Origin of the sequence: Dactylosporangium sp. NPDC049525, from assembly GCF_040676755.1 — a bacterium.
GTDB lineage: Bacteria > Actinomycetota > Actinomycetes > Mycobacteriales > Micromonosporaceae > Dactylosporangium.
Map to the genome: position 1 here is coordinate 35226 of NZ_JBFAPO010000054.1, position 14258 is coordinate 49483.

A 14258-nucleotide genomic window follows, 5' to 3' on the forward strand; every position below is an offset into this window, starting at 1 on the left:
CTTGGGCGGCTGGTCCAGGGCGGCTGGTCCAGGGCGGCTGGTCCAGGGCGGCTGGTCCAGGGCGGCTGGTCCAGGGCGGCTGGTCCAGGGCGGCTGGTCCAGGGCGGCTGGTTCGAGGCCGCTGGTCCGAACGGCTGGTCCGGGTGGGCTGGTCCGGGTGGGCTGGCCCGAAGCGGCCCGTCCGTGGCTTCGATCGTGAAGGCGAGACGGGCACGCCGCTGCGCATGGCCGGCGATCCCCGGCGAGAGGTGCTGGGTCAGTCGCCGGGGTCAGGCGGTTTCGAGGTAGCGGCGAGCGCCGGTGAGGCGGCCCGCGGCGAGGTCGGCCTCGGGGAGCCAGAAGGAGACGTTGACGACCTCGCCCCAGGCGGTGCCCGGTTCGGCCTCCAGCTGCAGCAGTGGGCGCAGGCCGGGCAGGTGCAGGAAGGCGTCCCGTTGCCAGCCGAGCACCTGGTGTCGCGGCGGGCGGCCGGCGGTGTCCTCGGCCAGGTCGCGGGCGTTCATGGCGCCGACGGGGTCGGTGGTGAAGGCGTCGCGGAGAGCGGGGGCCTCGTAAGGCGGGACCGATCCGACCCGGTTCGCCGCGAGGGGCAGTGGCGGGATGACCTGGACGCCGGCGGGGGCGGGGCGTGGGGGCAGGCCGGCGGGCACGTGCAGCACCCGGCAGCCGTCGTCGTGTTCAACGCTGTCCGGTGCGGCGGATGCGCCGGCGGTGAAGTCGTCCTCGTAGAAGAAGAGCAGGGTGCCGGAGGTGGGCAGGGTCCAGGTCTCCGGCAGCACGGCGGCGAGGTCGGCGCAGTCGAGGCGGGCGAGCAGGGTCATGGGGGTGCCGCCGTACGCCGGCCAGTCCGTCCCGTCGGGCAGGCCCGGCAGCCCGCCGTAGCAGTGCCGGGCGGCGGCTTCCGGGATCACGGTGAGGGCGGCCGCCGGCTCGATCAGGGACTCGAACAGGTGCATGCGGGGGTCCTCGCGGAAAGGCGGAAGTGGCACGGGGACTTTAGCGTGGGTCCATGGAGGCCTCGGCGGTCGTGGTGAGCGTCATCGCCTGTTTCGGGGCGATCATCGTGCTGGTCGTCATCGCGGCGGTGATGGCGGCGCGCCGGGAGCGGGAGCGCCAGGAGGCGTTGCGGCTGTGGGCGAAGCGGCACGGCTGGCAGGTCGTGGACAAGCCGCAGGTCGACTGGGGGCGGCGGATGCCCGGCAGGAACCGGCGGGGCGTGTCGCTGGCGCTGTTCGGGACGCTGGGTGGGCGGCCGGTGGCCATCGGCGACTACTCGTACACGACGACGTCGTCGTCCACCGATGCCAACGGGGCGAGCCAGACGACGACCACCACGCATCATCATGTCGCCGTGGTGGTGCGGTTGCGGATGCCGCGGCCGAGTGTCGCGGTGCACCGGCGGGGCGGCGGGTCGAAGCTGTGGCGATCGCTGTTCGGGGACAAGGCGACCGCGATCGGGTATGAGGCGTTCGACAGCGCGTACCGGGTGAACTCGCCGGACCCGAGCCTGGTCAGGGCCGTGCTCGGCGGGCCGCTGGTCGCGGAGCACGTCGCAGGGCGGCTGCCGGACTGGAGTGTCGAGGGCAACGAGCTGCTGACCTTCGTTCCAGGGCGGATCGGTGCGCCGGATGGCATCCCGGCGCAGTTCGGGCCGCTGCTGCGGGTCGCCGACCTGATCGAGGCACACGCTCGAACTTAACCGTCGTACCGGGACTGGGCGGCGGTGATGCCGGGCATCTCCGCCTCGACGAGCTCGATCAGCTCGAGGAGCTTGGCCGCGATCCGGCGGCCGGCGTCGGTGAGGCTGTATTCGACCCGGGGCGGGATCGTGCTCTGCACCGTGCGCAGGACGAGGCCGTCGCGCTCCAGGGCGTGCAGGGTCTGCGACAGCATCTTCTCGCTGACGCCGTCGACGCGGCGGCGCAGCTCGTTGAACCGGTGGGTGCCGTCGAGCAGCGCGGCCATCGACAGGATGCCCCAGCGGCCGGCGACGGTGTCCATGACGGGTCGCGACGTGCAGTTTCTCGCGAAGACGTCGAAGACCAGCTCCTCGAAGGACATGAGACAACGGTAACTCAAGGTTTGCACTTTCTAGAAGTTAGTGCTTACTGTGGGAGAGCAACCAGGACGAGGGAGTTCTCATGACCATCACTGTCACCGGTGCCACCGGCCACCTCGGCCGCTTCGTCGTCGAGGCGCTCCGGCACCGCGGCGCCCCCGTGGTCGCCGCGGTCCGCGACACCTCCAAGGACCTCGGCGTGCCGGTCCGGCTCGCCGACTACGACCGGCCGGAGACGCTCGTGCCGGCGCTCGAGGGGACCGACCGGCTGCTGCTCATCTCCGGCAGCGAGGCCGGCCGGCGGGTCGCGCAGCACAAGGCCGTCGTCGACGCCGCGGTGCGGGCCGGGGTCGGGCACATCGTGTACACGAGCATCACCAGGGCGGACACCTCGATCAACCCGCTCGCGCCCGAGCACAAGGCGACCGAGGAGCTGATCGTCGCGTCGGGCCTGCCCTACACGTTCCTGCGCAACAACTGGTACTTCGAGAACTACACGGGCAGCCTGGCCACGGCGCTGGAGCATGGGGTGATCCTCGGCGCGGCGGGTCAGGGCCGGGTGGCCGCCGCGACCCGGGAGGACTTCGCCGCCGGCGCGGTGGCGGTGCTCACCGGCGACGGTCACGCCGGGAAGATCTACGAGACCGGCGGCGACACGACCATGTCCCTGGCTGATCTTGCCGCGGAGGTCACCGCCCAGTCCGGCACCAAGGTGGTGTACCAGGATCTGCCGGGCGACGAATACGCGCAGGCGCTGATCGGGTTCGGGCTGCCCGAAGGGTTCGCGCGAGTGCTCGCCGCGGCCGACGAGTCGATCGCCCAGGGTAGCCTCGACGTGCCCAGCGGCGACCTGTCCGGGCTGATCGGGCGCCCCACCACCACGCTCGCCGAGGCCGTCGCGGCGGCGTTGCAGAAGTAGGGAACGCATCGGTGCCCCCATGCGTGTGTGTGCTGTGGGGACGCCAGTGATGACAGCGATGTCCAAGGCACCGGCCGACGACTTCGAGTCGTTCTACCGGGCCGAAGCCGATCGGCTCTACCGCGCGCTCGCCGTCACGCTCGGCGATCCGCATCTCGCCCGCGATGCCGCGGACGAGGCGATGGCACGCGCCTACGCCCACTGGGGCCGGGTCCGTGCCCACGACAACCCGGGTGGCTGGGCGTTCCGCGTCGGACTCAACTGGGCCACCTCCTGGTGGCGCAAGGTCCGGCGGGAACGCCCGCTGCCGTCCGCGGAAACGGGCGTCGGCGAGCACGTCGACGGGCCGGACTCGCACGCCGGCGCGCTCGCCGCGCTGCGGAAACTGCCGCTGCCGCAGCGCGCCGTGATCGTCTGCCGGGTCCTGCTGGACCTGTCCACCGTGGAGACCGCCGCCGTGCTCGGCGTCGCCGAGGGCACCGTCAAGAGCCGGATGGCGCGCGGCCTCGCCGAGCTGCGCCAGACGCTGGGTGAGGAGCAGTCATGACCGACGACATCGCCGAGACGATCCGTCGCGCCGCCGACACCGTGCCCCCCAGCCGGTCCGACCTCGCCGCCGTGCTGCGGCGGCACCGGGCGCACCGCCGCCGGCGCGCCGCGCTGGCCACGGTGGCGGCGGCGGTGGCGGTCACCGTGGTGACCGGGGCGACGGTGGCGCTCAACCAGCGGCTGGCCGGCACGGCACCGGCGCAGGTGCCCGCCACCGCGCAGCAGTCAGCGCCGCAGACGCAGGCGCCAACCCAGCCGTCGACCCAGCCCTCGACCCAGCAGGAGCAACGGCTGCCGCTGGATGCGGGCTGGGCGCTGGGGGCGGGCAAGGACGGCACCCGGGTCACGGTGCCCGACGTGCGGGCCCTGCTGGAGCTGCGCGCCGGCGAGCGGATCGTCACCACCGCGGTGCCGGCGGCGGTCGTCGACGACATCCGGGCCTGGCTGCCGATCGACAACAAGCGGTCCGTCGTGCTGGGCGGCAAGAACCTCAAGCCGGGTGTACAGCGCGACGACGGCCCGGACGTCACCGACTACTCGGTCCGGCTCCTGGTGCTCATGCCGGACGGGCAGATCACCCAGCAGCGTGAGGTACGCGTCCAGGGCCAGGACGTCCAGCTCATCGGGGCGACCGCGACGACCGCGTACCTGTACCGCACCCCGGGCCGCATCATGGCGCACGACCTTGCCACCGGCGCGGAGCAGCGGCTCACCACCCTCGACCCGGTGCCCGGGTGGGATGCGAACACCCTCTCGGTCCAGGGCGGCATCCTGTTCGCCGTGTCGCAGGAGTCCTGCCAGCTGACGGCGACCGCGCTGGACACCGGGCGCAAGACGACGACGGATCTGCGGCCGTGGTCCTGCCCGACGATGCGTGCCGCCCGGCTCTCCCCGGACGGCAGGACCCTCGCGGTGGCGGTGAACGACGGCGCCGGCGACGCGACCGTGCGCCTGCTGAAGGTCGACGTCGCGACCGGGAAGGTCACCGCGTCCCCGGTGAGCGGCGGCGTGGTCGCCGGCAACCTGCGGCCGGGCCCGCTGGGGGTCGCGTGGATCGGGACCACCGTCCGGGTCGCGTGGGTGCGGATGCCCGCCCCCGGCGTCCACACACTCAGCGAGTCGACCCAGGTCACGGACGTGCCAGCGAACTAGGCGAACTAGGCGGACAGCGCGATCGTCGCGACGCCCGCGCCGACCAGGGCCACCGCCCAGACGGTGTCCAGGTCGACGCGGGCCAGCCGCTCCAGCCGCAGGCCCACCGCCTGGTAGACCAGCAGCGCGATGGCGCCGGCGACCGCGACCATCGCCGCGGTGTGCACGCCCGTGGCCAGGAAGCCCATCCACAGCGGGTCGCCGCCGGCGCCGTGGTTGTGGCCGAGGCCGGCGGGCGGGTTCGCGACCAGCACCGGCACGAGCATCAGCCCGGCGCCGTGCACGCTCGACATCAGAAACGAGCACCCGGCGAGCTGGGTCGCGGACAGGTGCAGGCCGGGTGCGCCGACGTGCCGGCGCGACACCGCCCGCCACAGGCCGAAGCCGACCAGGACGACACCGCCGCCGATCGCCACGAACCGGGTCGCGACCACCGACTGCAGGGCGCTGACGAGGCCCGCGACCACGAAGATCGAGGCGGCGTGCCCGGCGGCGACCGGGGCGAGGGCGCGCAGCACCGCGGCCCGGCTGCGCTCCTGCACCCCGTTGGCGACCGCGAACAACCAGCCCATGCCGGGGTTGAGGCCGTGAAAGGCCCCCATCGCCGCGAGCAGCACGATCACCGGCATGATCCCGCAGCCTAATGCGGATGTCCCCCGACCGGTGGACACCGGCAGGGCGGTCTTTGCGGCAACGTCTCAGGCCGTCTCCCAGGGAGTCGATGGCAGGCACGTCGCGGTCACCGATCCTTGAGGAGCACGGATGCGCCCTGGAGCACGAAGCATCACCCGCACCGCCTTCGGCCTGCTGATGGCCGCCGGCGGCACGCTCGTGGCGGTGACCCCGGCGGCCGCGGCCACCACCCCGGACGCCGGCACCATCAACGTCACCACGCCGGGTGCCGGCACGGCCGGCACCACCCTGCCGCACGCCGTCGGCGGGTTCACCCCACCGGCCACCCGCACCGACGTGAAGCTCAAGATCGGTGTCGCCGCCGCGCTGCCGGACAGCGCGACCCTCAAGCCCAACCTGCCGTCCGTCGGTGACCAGGGCCAGATCGGCTCGTGCGTGGCCTGGACGGTCGCCCACTCGATCATGGGCTACTACGCGAAGCGTGACGGCGCGGCCGGTGCTCCGTACGCGCCGCTGTACCTCTACATGCGCGCGGTGCAGAAGGGCGGCGCGCCGAACGCGGGTCTGGTGCCGGAGAAGGCGCTGACCGAGGCCGCCACCAACGGCGTCGACACGCAGGACGACTACGTCCAGGGCACGAACAACTACACGGTCCCGCCCACCGCCTCGGAGATCGCCAACGCCAAGAACTACAAGGTCTCCAAGTGGACGACGCTGTGGGCCGGGGGTGGCCAGGGTGCCGCCGGGCAGATCGCGCTGGAGACGGCGATCGCCGCGGGCTCGCCGGTCGCCATCGGCATGCCGGTCTACAAGGACTTCATGTACCTGACCGGCGGCGCCCTGTACAAGACGACGGCCGGGACCAACCTCGGCGGGCACATGGTGACCGCCTACGCGTATGACGCGGAGGGTGTGTGGATCCGCAACCAGTGGGGCACCTCGTGGGGCGCCGCCGGCGACGCGCACCTCGCGTGGGCGTTCGTCACCAAGAACGTCCTGGCCGCCTACACGATCAGCGGGGTGACGGCGGCGTCCGTGGCCGCGCCGCGGCCGTCGGTGTCGACGCTGTCGCAGGTCCGCGGCCCGGTCACGGGCGGCACCGAGGTCGCCATCACCGGCGGCAACCTGAGCAGCGCGACGTCGGTGCGGTTCGGTGAGAACACCGCACAGTTCCGCAAGGTCGAGACGAACGGGGTCACCACCCTGGTCGCCACGACGCCGCCGCACGCCAAGGGCGCCGTCGACGTGACCGTCAGCAACGCCGCCGGGGCGAGCGCGCTGAACTCGCAGGCGCGCTTCCAGTACCAGGCGCCGCTGCCCGTCGTGACCGGCCTCAGCGCCGCGAGCGCCTCCGTCCTCGGCGGCGACGTCCTCACCGTCACCGGCACGAACCTCGACGGCGCGACCGCGGTCCGCATCGGCGCCAACGCCGCCACCAACGTGAAGGTGCTGTCCCCGACGACGATCACGTTCGCGGTCCCGGCCAAGCTCACCCCCGGCATCTACGACGTGACGGTCATGACGGCGTCCGGCACCAGCGCGACGGTCGCCGCGGACAAGCTGGCGATCGTCAACCCGCCCGCGCCGACCATCGTCTCGCTGAGCGTGACCAGCGGCCCGACCTATCAGACCACCCCGGTGATCGTGACCGGCACGAACCTCGGCGGCGTCACCGCGGTGCGCGTCGGCAACGTGAGCGCCCTGTACCAGCGCGTCTCCGACACCCAGCTCAAGGTCACGATGCCGGTGCACGCGGCCGGCCAGGCGACGGTGAAGGTCACCACCGTCGGCGGCGTCGTCGAGGGCACCGCCGCGCCGTTCACCTACGTCGCGCCGCCGGCGCCGACCGTGACCACGGTGACCCCCGCGATCGGCGGGACCAAGACGTGGACGACGGTCGAGGTCGCCGGGTCCAACTTCGGCACGGTCGAGCGGGTCACCTCGAACGGGGCGATGGTCTCCTTCGCCAAGCTGTCGGACGGCCGGCTCAAGGTGTACCTGCCGCCGCGCGCGCCCGGCATCGTGCAGATCCAGGTCATCACCAAGGGTGGCACCAGCGCTGTTGCCACCGCGTCGACCTTCACCTACAAGGTCTGACGCGTCCCAGGAAGGGTCGCCCCGCACCGGTCACCGGTGCGGGGCGCCCGTCTTCTCAGATGCGGGACGTGAACGTCGACAGGTACCGGTCGGCCACCGGCGTCCCGGTGTTGGTGAAGCAGGCGATGCTGACCAGAGCGGTGCCGCCGGCGTCGCTCCACAGCTTTTCCAGGCCGCAGTAGTTGGACGTGTCGCCGAACGCGGTCACCTGCGAGTGCGTCTCCTTCTGGTGCAGGTCCGGATACTTGATGACCATGCCGCCGATGGAGTTGGCGCCGAAGCCGTACAGGCTGTTGAAGTTGGTCTGCCCGGCGAAGGCGTTGGCCACGTAGCCGAAGTAGACCGGCAGGTTGGCGGTGACCGCCCGCTGCCGGTGGAACGAGGCCACGAAGTCGGAGTCCATCAGCGCGCCGGTGGCGGGGTTGTAGCAGGCGACCAGCGCGATGACGTCGGTGCCGGACCAGCCCCAGCGGGCGACCTTGCACCGCCGGGCCTGCGCGTTGGGTTGGACCGCGGTCACCTGGAGGTTCCCGGCCTGGATGCCGGGGCCGCCGACGCCGGCGAAGCGCACCGTGTAGTAGCCGGGGGACGACGGGCCCACCGTGACCGGGCCGCCGGTGGAGTTGTACTGCTGCACGATCGCGCCCGGGGTGGAAACCTGCACGGACGCGTAGGTGTTCGCCGCCGGTACCACACCGGAACTGAGCGTCCAGAGCACCGTGAACGGGGTGTCGATCGGCACCCCACCGGGTTTGAAGCACGCGACGTCGACGATCTCGTCGGCGCCGGAGATGTTCCAGCGGACCGCCTCGCAGAAGCGGCCGTCGGGGCTGACCGCGGTCACGTGCGGGATGCCGCGCGCGCCGGCGACGCCGATCTGCGGGTAACGCACCAGGTAGCGGCCGGTGGTCACCTTGATCCCGTCGGCCCAGGCGGCCGGCGCGAACGTCTTCCAGCTGCCCCACTGGTAGGTGGTGGGCAGGGTGTTCCACACCGTGATGGTGGGGTCCTTCACGAACGCGAAGCCCCAGCGGTCAGGGGTGGCGGCCTGCGCGGGGGCGGGGGTGAGGAGGAGGGCTGCCGTCACCATGGCGGTGGCGACGGCGAGCAGTCTGCTGCGCATCCGTACTCCAATCGATGTTGGTCGATGCTGCTGGATGCACTGTGCCGGGGGTTGCATCGAAACGCTGTCGTGTTCAGTACATTTCCTCACCCTGATGAAATTCATGACGGGGCATCGCCTCACCCGGACGACCGCTACCCTTTGCCGGACTTCGATCCTTGCTGGGGGTGAACCCGGGTGCGACGAATCCTTATCGCGGTGGCCGCCGCCGGTGCCTTGACTGCACTGACTGCTTGCACGGCATCGGGCGCGGAGGAGGTGAACACCCCCGGGCTCGCCGACCGGGGCACCACGATGACGACGGTGAAGCCGACCCGTCAGGACCTGACCAACAAGGTGAGCCTGAGCGGCAAGGTGCAGCTGAGCCCCACGTTCGGCCTGGTCGCCCCGATCGACGGGGAGATCCGCTACCTCGACGTGAAGACGTCGACGAGCACGCCGACCAAGCCGACCAAGGTCGCGAACATCTGGGTCAGCGGCAAGGCCACGCCCATCGAGGTGCCGGCCGGCGCGATCTTCAGTGGCCGCCTCGTCGACGACCGGTCCAAGGTGACCGCCGGCATGCCGATCGTCTCGGCGAAGCAGGTCGGCTACGGCGTCGTCGCGGACATCGACGGCTCGCAGGCGTACCAGATCTCCGACAAGCTCGAGTCGGTGCAGGCGCAGATCAAGAGCGGCCCCGGGCCGTTCCCGTGCACGGTCCTCGGCACGCTCGCCGCGCTGCCGGCCGGCACGATCCCGGAGCCGGTGACGCCCGCGCCCAACCCGTCCGCCTCGGCCGCGCCCCCGCCGAAGGTCATCGGCCAGCAACAGCAGCCGTCGGAGCCGACGGGCATGCGCCTGGTCTGCGTACCGCCGGCCGACGTCAAAGCGATCAACGGCGCCGCCACCACGGTCGAGGTGATCACCGCCCGCGCGGCGAACGCGCTGGTGCTGCCGGTCGAGGCGGTCGCCGGCTCGCAGGGCAAGGGCAAGGTCGACATCGTCAAGCCCGACCAGACGCGGGAGACCCGCGAGGTGACGCTCGGCCTCAGCGACGGCAAGGTCATCGAGATCAAGAGCGGCCTCAACGGCGACGAGACGGTGGCGGTGCCCGGCCCGAACCTGCCCGCGGCGAAGAACAACGGCGGCGGTGGCGAGCCGGTCCCGGGGTTCAGCAAGTGAGTCCGCTGATCGAGATGGTGGGGATCACCAAGACCCTCAAGGGCCAGCAGGAGCCCCGGGTGATCCTCGACGGCGTCGACCTCACCGTCGAACGCGGCGAGAGCGTGGCGATCCTCGGCCGGTCCGGGTCGGGCAAGAGCACCCTGCTGAGCCTCATCGGCCTGTTCGACCGGCCCGACGACGGGCATTACTTCATGGGCGGCCGGGATCTGGCCCGCATTCCGGAGCGCAAGGCCGCCGCCCTCCGCAGCGCCGAGTTCGGCTTCGTCTTCCAGCGCTTCTTCCTGCTCAAGCACCTCACCGCCGCGCAGAACGTGGCGATGGCGCTGGTCAACGGCCAGGGCTGGCTGCCGCGGCGGCACCGGCGCGCCCGCGTGCTGGAGGCCCTCGACCAGGTCGGCATCGCGCACCTGGCCAAGCAGCGCCCGGCGAAGCTCTCCGGCGGCGAGCAGCAGCGGGTCGCGGTGGCGAGGGCGCTCGTGCGCAACCCGAGCCTGCTGCTGGCCGACGAGCCCACCGGCGCGCTGGACACGGAGACCGGCAACCTCGTCATCGAGGTCATGCGGGCCGCCACCGACCGCGGCTGCGGCCTGATCCTCGTCACGCACGACCACGCCCACGCGGCCAAGATGCAGCGCGTGCTGTCCCTGAACGACGGGGTGCTGACATGACCGGACCGGAGCGTAGCGGAGAGCCCGGGCATCATGGGCGCGGTTTGCGATCAGGCCGGCGCCGGAGCGTAGCGGAGGTGACGGCATGATCCGACTCTCCGGCCGGTTCCGTTCGGCGCTCATCATCGGCGGGCAGGGCATCCGGTCGCGCAAGCTGCGCACGTTCCTGTCCATGATCAGCCTGTTTCTGGGTGTCCTGGCGGTCGTCACCGTGCAGGCCGGCGCGGAGACGGCCAAGACGCTGCGCCTCGCCGACCTGGAGCTGCACGTCGGCAAGGACGGCACCCGCCAGATGTACGTGCCGTCGATGCCCGACGCGATGGACGCCGCCCTCACCAGCGTCGCCGGCAAGCCGGACGCCATCGGCCTCATGCAATACCAGGCGATCATCGGCGAGCCGAACGTGCTGCCGATCAACCAGGGCGCGGCGCCGTTCGACAACAACGACGGCGGCTACTACGGGCCGCAGATGGAGATGTACTGCGACCCGATGACCGGCGCGTGCCGCCCCATCCAGAACGAGCTCACGGCGCAGCCGACCCGGGGGCAGGCGGTCGAGCTGGTCCTGCAGGGTCTCACCGGCGACATCCGGCAGTTCCGCCCGTTCCGCCCGGTGGCCGGCAACTGGCTCGACTTCAGCGGTGAGCCGTCGTATTCGCCGCGCCTGGTGCTGAACAAGGAGGCCGCGAAGGGCTTCACCCGCTACCAGATCCCGGCCGAGATGCGCGTCGACGGCGCCATCGCGAACCCGACGCCCCGCATCATCGGCGTCATCGACGACGGCAACTCCCAGCCGACCGCCTACGTGCGGGTCGACGAGATGCGCAACTGGATGCCGAAGACGACCGCGAACCAGATGTACGGCCCGGGCCTGCAGCTGATGTTCGCGCCCTCCGCCGGCGAGACCGAGGCGCTGGTGATGCGCAAGCTCACCGCGCTCGGCGTGCCCCAGGAGATGATCCACGTCGAGACCATCAACGCCCGCAAGGACATCGCGGGCGAGCTGGCGATCATCCGCTGGATCTTCCTCGGCATGGCCGCCCTGGTCCTGCTCATCGGCGTGGCCGGCATCCTCAACGTGGGCCTGGCCACCGTCGGCGAGCGGGTCGAGGAGTTCGCGCTGCGCCGCGCGGTCGGCACGCCGCGCTCGCTGCTGGCCGGCATCGTGCTGGCCGAGACGCTGCTGACCGGCTTGCTCACCGCGGCGGCCGCGATCGGCCTCGCGGTGGTGGCACTCGACGTCGGGTCGGGGATGCTCGGCTCGCGGGTGCCGCAGCTGCAGGACATGACCTTCCCGTGGCAGGCGGGCGTCGCGGGCGTCATCGCCGGCCTGGTGGCTGGCCTGCTCGGCGGCTCCATCCCGGCGATCCGCGCCGCCCGGATCCCGATCGCCACCGTCATGCGGGCGTAAAAGGCTTGAGTGGGAGCGCAGCGAGCATGGGGGGTGTGGGGAGGCGCAGTCCCCCACGGGACCGCTGGCGAAGCCGACGGAGCTAGAAAGGGGGGACGCCGGTCGGCGTCCCCCCTTTCCGATCCGCCCTTTTACGGGGCCCAGGGGTTCTCCACGGACCACGTGGTGTCCTCGGTGAAGCTCGTGGGGTTGTCCCACGCGTTCGGCCCGCCCGGCGTCGCCAGCCACAGCTCCGACGCGCGGTGCCGCAGGTACTGGCCCGGGAAGTTCCAGGCGGTCAGCCGCACCCCGCCGGTGCCCTGCTGGGCGCACCAGGTGGCGTCGGCCTTGAACAGCGCCGAGTTGTCGTTGGCGTCCTTGCGGATGCGGTACGCCTGGTGCCGCAGGTACTGCCCGGGGTAGTTGCGCGACTCGAAGGAGTAGCACGACGAGTCCGCCAGGCCGGGCACGATCCGCCAGGTGGCGTCCTGCTTGAGCAGGGCGCTGCTGTTGGCGTCGACGACCTCGGTGTAGCCGAGGCTGTTCTGGTGCCGGATGTAGCGGGTCGTGCAGCACGGCGTCACGACCCGGAACGACCGGTACACGTTGGTGGGCAGCGTGGCCGGTGCCGGCGGGTTGGTGGAGGCGTTGATGAGCGCCTGGTTCGCCGCGCGCACGCGGGCCGCGTCGACCTTCACGACCTGCCGGTCATAGGTGAGGAAGCCGTTGCTCTCGTTCTCCACGTCGGTGATCTCGGTGTAGACCGACGCGGACAGGCCCGCGGGCATGCCGCCGGTGCGGATCTGGTCATACAGGCCCACGACGCGGTTGTTGAGCGCCGCGGCGTTGGCCTGGTCCTCGTAGCTGAAGCCGTTGCCCGGCGACCATTCATGGCCGGCCACGCGAAGGCCGAGGCCGCCGAACTCGCCCAGGACCGCGGCCCGGGTCGCGGTCGGCAGGGTGGAGCCGGGACCGACGTAGATGTGGTTGTCGAGCACGTCGCCGTTGCCGCCGTCGACGGAGCCGCAGCAGTTGACCCCGCTCATGTTGTTGACCAGGCGGGACGGGTCGTAGGCCTTGACGTCGTTGGCGATGCGGGCCTGGTCGTACTGGCCCCAGCCCTCGTTCTGGTCGACCCACATGACCAGCGCCGGCGAGCTGCGGTGCTGGTCGATGATGCGGTGATACTCGGCCTCCCACTGGGTGCGGGCGGCGGTGGTCGGGTTCTTCCCGGTCGGCATGGCCGGCATGTCCTGCCAGACGAGGAGGCCGAGCTGGTCCGCGGCGTAGAACCAGCGCTGCGGCTCGACCTTGATGTGCTTGCGGACCATGTTGAAGCCGAGGTCCTTGTGCGCCTGCAGGTCGGAGCGCAGGGCCGCGTCGGTGGGCGCGGTGTAGATGCCGTCGGGCCAGTAGCCCTGGTCCAGGGTGCCGGACTGGAAGACGAACTGGCCGTTGAGCAGGATGCGCAGCTTGCCGTTGACGTTGCCGATCGAGATGGAGCGCATGCCGGCGTAGCTGCCGACGGTGTCCACGACTGTCGAGCCGCTCTTGAGTTCGACGCGGACGGTGTACAGGAAGGGATCGCTGGGCGACCAGCGGTGCGCGTTCGGCACGGGGACGCTGAACGCGGTGCCGGTGCCGCCGTTGGCGGTGCCCACCTGGGTGGCGCCGTTGAGCACGGTGGCGGTCACGGTGTGCCCGGACAGCCCGGCGCCCTGGACGTTGACCGACAGCGTGTTGTTGGCGATGTTCGGGACCAGGTCCACGCGGGTGATCCGGGCCGTCGGGGTCGGCTCCAGCCAGACCGTCTGCCAGATGCCGGAGGAGCCGGTGTAGAAGATGCCGCCGCCCGCGTGCGGGAGCACGTCGTTGCGGCGCTGCTTGCCGACCGCCTGGGTGCCCGCGTCCGTGGGGTCGTAGACGCCGACGACGATGGTGTTGGTGCCGCCGTTGAGCAGGGGCGTGATGTCGTAGGTGAAGGCGTCGTAGCCTCCACTGTGGACGGCACCGGCCTGGGTGCCGTTGACCCAGACGGTGCTTTGCCAGTCCACGGCGCCGAAGTTGAGCTGGACCCGGCGACCGGCCCAGCCCGACGGGACGGTGAAGGTCCGGCGGTACCAGAGCTTGTCGTTCTCGGTGACCTTGCGCTGGATGCCCGACAGCGCCGACTCGACCGGGTAGGGCACGCGGATCTGTTCACCGAACGTGGCGGGCGGGGTGGTCTGGCCGGTGCCGGTGACCGCGAAGTCCCAGATGCCGTTGAGGTTCTGCCAGTCGGTGCGGGTCAGCTGCGGGCGGGGGTACTCCGGCAGCGGGTTGGTCGTGGACACCGAGTTGGTCCACGGGGTGGTCATCGGGGGTGTCTTCGGGGTCCAGGCGCTCGCTGGACTCGCGGTGAGGATCACGGTGCCCGCGGTGGCCAGCAACGGGGCCAGCGCAAGGGCGAACCATCTGGAGAGCTTCATACGAGGGGCTCCTCGAGGTATGCGTCAGCCCCG

The 14258-nt window shown here is 71.5% G+C and carries 13 protein-coding genes; 8 read left to right on the forward strand and 5 right to left on the reverse strand.

What is annotated here, in order from left to right; all coding sequences use genetic code 11:
* Positions 1-269 precede the first annotated feature (269 nt).
* The gene (locus AB0K00_RS45170; RefSeq protein WP_363535049.1) at positions 270-956 is read right to left on the reverse strand and encodes a DUF1963 domain-containing protein; all 687 of its coding nucleotides are present in this window, start codon (positions 954-956) and stop codon (positions 270-272) included.
* Between the two features lie 53 nt (positions 957-1009).
* Between AB0K00_RS45170 and AB0K00_RS45175 the strand changes: the two genes are divergently transcribed.
* On the forward strand, positions 1010-1699 hold the full coding sequence (locus AB0K00_RS45175; RefSeq protein WP_363535051.1) for a hypothetical protein: 690 nt from the start codon (positions 1010-1012) through the stop codon (positions 1697-1699).
* Here the strand turns inward: AB0K00_RS45175 and AB0K00_RS45180 are convergent.
* Entirely contained in the window at positions 1696-2061 is a 366-nt protein-coding gene (locus AB0K00_RS45180; RefSeq protein ID WP_363535054.1) for a helix-turn-helix domain-containing protein, read from the reverse strand. The two genes, AB0K00_RS45175 and AB0K00_RS45180, sit on opposite strands and share 4 nt — an antisense overlap.
* Positions 2062-2141: 80 nt before the next feature.
* Between AB0K00_RS45180 and AB0K00_RS45185 the strand changes: the two genes are divergently transcribed.
* From AB0K00_RS45185 to AB0K00_RS45195, 3 genes are read left to right on the forward strand one after another with little or no spacing between them, the layout of a single operon-like run.
* Positions 2142-2978: an SDR family oxidoreductase gene (locus AB0K00_RS45185; RefSeq protein ID WP_363535057.1), complete on the forward strand. Its 837-nt coding sequence runs from the start codon at positions 2142-2144 to the stop codon at positions 2976-2978.
* A gap of 58 nt (positions 2979-3036) precedes the next feature.
* On the forward strand, positions 3037-3525 hold the full coding sequence (locus AB0K00_RS45190; protein ID WP_363535060.1) for a SigE family RNA polymerase sigma factor: 489 nt from the start codon (positions 3037-3039) through the stop codon (positions 3523-3525).
* Positions 3522-4679: a hypothetical protein gene (locus AB0K00_RS45195; RefSeq protein WP_363535063.1), complete on the forward strand. Its 1158-nt coding sequence runs from the start codon at positions 3522-3524 to the stop codon at positions 4677-4679. The genes AB0K00_RS45190 and AB0K00_RS45195 overlap by 4 nt, the downstream gene beginning before the upstream one ends.
* Positions 4680-4684: 5 nt before the next feature.
* On the opposite strand, the gene AB0K00_RS45200 is transcribed toward AB0K00_RS45195, so the two are convergent.
* On the reverse strand, positions 4685-5308 hold the full coding sequence (locus AB0K00_RS45200) for a hypothetical protein (protein ID WP_363535065.1): 624 nt from the start codon (positions 5306-5308) through the stop codon (positions 4685-4687).
* Between the two features lie 133 nt (positions 5309-5441).
* Between AB0K00_RS45200 and AB0K00_RS45205 the strand changes: the two genes are divergently transcribed.
* Positions 5442-7409 (forward strand): IPT/TIG domain-containing protein, encoded by a 1968-nt coding sequence (locus AB0K00_RS45205; protein ID WP_363535068.1) that lies wholly within the window; start codon positions 5442-5444, stop codon positions 7407-7409.
* A gap of 55 nt (positions 7410-7464) precedes the next feature.
* Here AB0K00_RS45205 and AB0K00_RS45210 read toward each other — a convergent pair whose 3' ends face one another.
* Positions 7465-8532 carry a hypothetical protein gene (locus AB0K00_RS45210; RefSeq protein ID WP_363535071.1) on the reverse strand — a complete coding sequence of 356 codons (1068 nt, stop codon included), beginning with the start codon at positions 8530-8532 and terminating at the stop codon, positions 7465-7467.
* Between the two features lie 177 nt (positions 8533-8709).
* On the opposite strand from AB0K00_RS45210, the gene AB0K00_RS45215 reads away from it, so the two are divergent.
* From AB0K00_RS45215 to AB0K00_RS45225, 3 genes are all read left to right on the forward strand, one after another.
* Positions 8710-9696, forward strand: coding sequence for an efflux RND transporter periplasmic adaptor subunit (locus AB0K00_RS45215; protein WP_363535074.1), 987 nt, complete (start codon positions 8710-8712; stop codon positions 9694-9696).
* A complete protein-coding gene (locus AB0K00_RS45220; protein ID WP_363535077.1) occupies positions 9693-10367 on the forward strand; it encodes an ABC transporter ATP-binding protein in 675 nt (224 codons plus the stop codon). The genes AB0K00_RS45215 and AB0K00_RS45220 overlap by 4 nt, the downstream gene beginning before the upstream one ends.
* 85 nt (positions 10368-10452) lie before the next feature.
* Positions 10453-11778 carry an ABC transporter permease gene (locus AB0K00_RS45225; RefSeq protein ID WP_363535080.1) on the forward strand — a complete coding sequence of 442 codons (1326 nt, stop codon included), beginning with the start codon at positions 10453-10455 and terminating at the stop codon, positions 11776-11778.
* Positions 11779-11909: 131 nt separating this feature from the next.
* Here AB0K00_RS45225 and AB0K00_RS45230 read toward each other — a convergent pair whose 3' ends face one another.
* Positions 11910-14225 carry an AbfB domain-containing protein gene (locus AB0K00_RS45230; RefSeq protein WP_363535083.1) on the reverse strand — a complete coding sequence of 772 codons (2316 nt, stop codon included), beginning with the start codon at positions 14223-14225 and terminating at the stop codon, positions 11910-11912.
* Positions 14226-14258: the final 33 nt, after the last annotated feature.

Coding starts and splice junctions, on each gene's coding strand:
- AB0K00_RS45210 (WP_363535071.1), bottom strand. CDS start 8,532: ATGCGCAGCAGACTGCTCGCCGTCGCCACCGCCATGGTGACGGCAGCC.
- AB0K00_RS45180 (WP_363535054.1), bottom strand. CDS start 2,061: ATGTCCTTCGAGGAGCTGGTCTTCGACGTCTTCGCGAGAAACTGCACG.
- AB0K00_RS45175 (WP_363535051.1), top strand. CDS start 1,010: ATGGAGGCCTCGGCGGTCGTGGTGAGCGTCATCGCCTGTTTCGGGGCG.
- AB0K00_RS45225 (WP_363535080.1), top strand. CDS start 10,453: ATGATCCGACTCTCCGGCCGGTTCCGTTCGGCGCTCATCATCGGCGGG.
- AB0K00_RS45190 (WP_363535060.1), top strand. CDS start 3,037: ATGTCCAAGGCACCGGCCGACGACTTCGAGTCGTTCTACCGGGCCGAA.
- AB0K00_RS45195 (WP_363535063.1), top strand. CDS start 3,522: ATGACCGACGACATCGCCGAGACGATCCGTCGCGCCGCCGACACCGTG.
- AB0K00_RS45205 (WP_363535068.1), top strand. CDS start 5,442: ATGCGCCCTGGAGCACGAAGCATCACCCGCACCGCCTTCGGCCTGCTG.
- AB0K00_RS45170 (WP_363535049.1), bottom strand. CDS start 956: ATGCACCTGTTCGAGTCCCTGATCGAGCCGGCGGCCGCCCTCACCGTG.
- AB0K00_RS45185 (WP_363535057.1), top strand. CDS start 2,142: ATGACCATCACTGTCACCGGTGCCACCGGCCACCTCGGCCGCTTCGTC.
- AB0K00_RS45230 (WP_363535083.1), bottom strand. CDS start 14,225: ATGAAGCTCTCCAGATGGTTCGCCCTTGCGCTGGCCCCGTTGCTGGCC.
- AB0K00_RS45200 (WP_363535065.1), bottom strand. CDS start 5,308: ATGCCGGTGATCGTGCTGCTCGCGGCGATGGGGGCCTTTCACGGCCTC.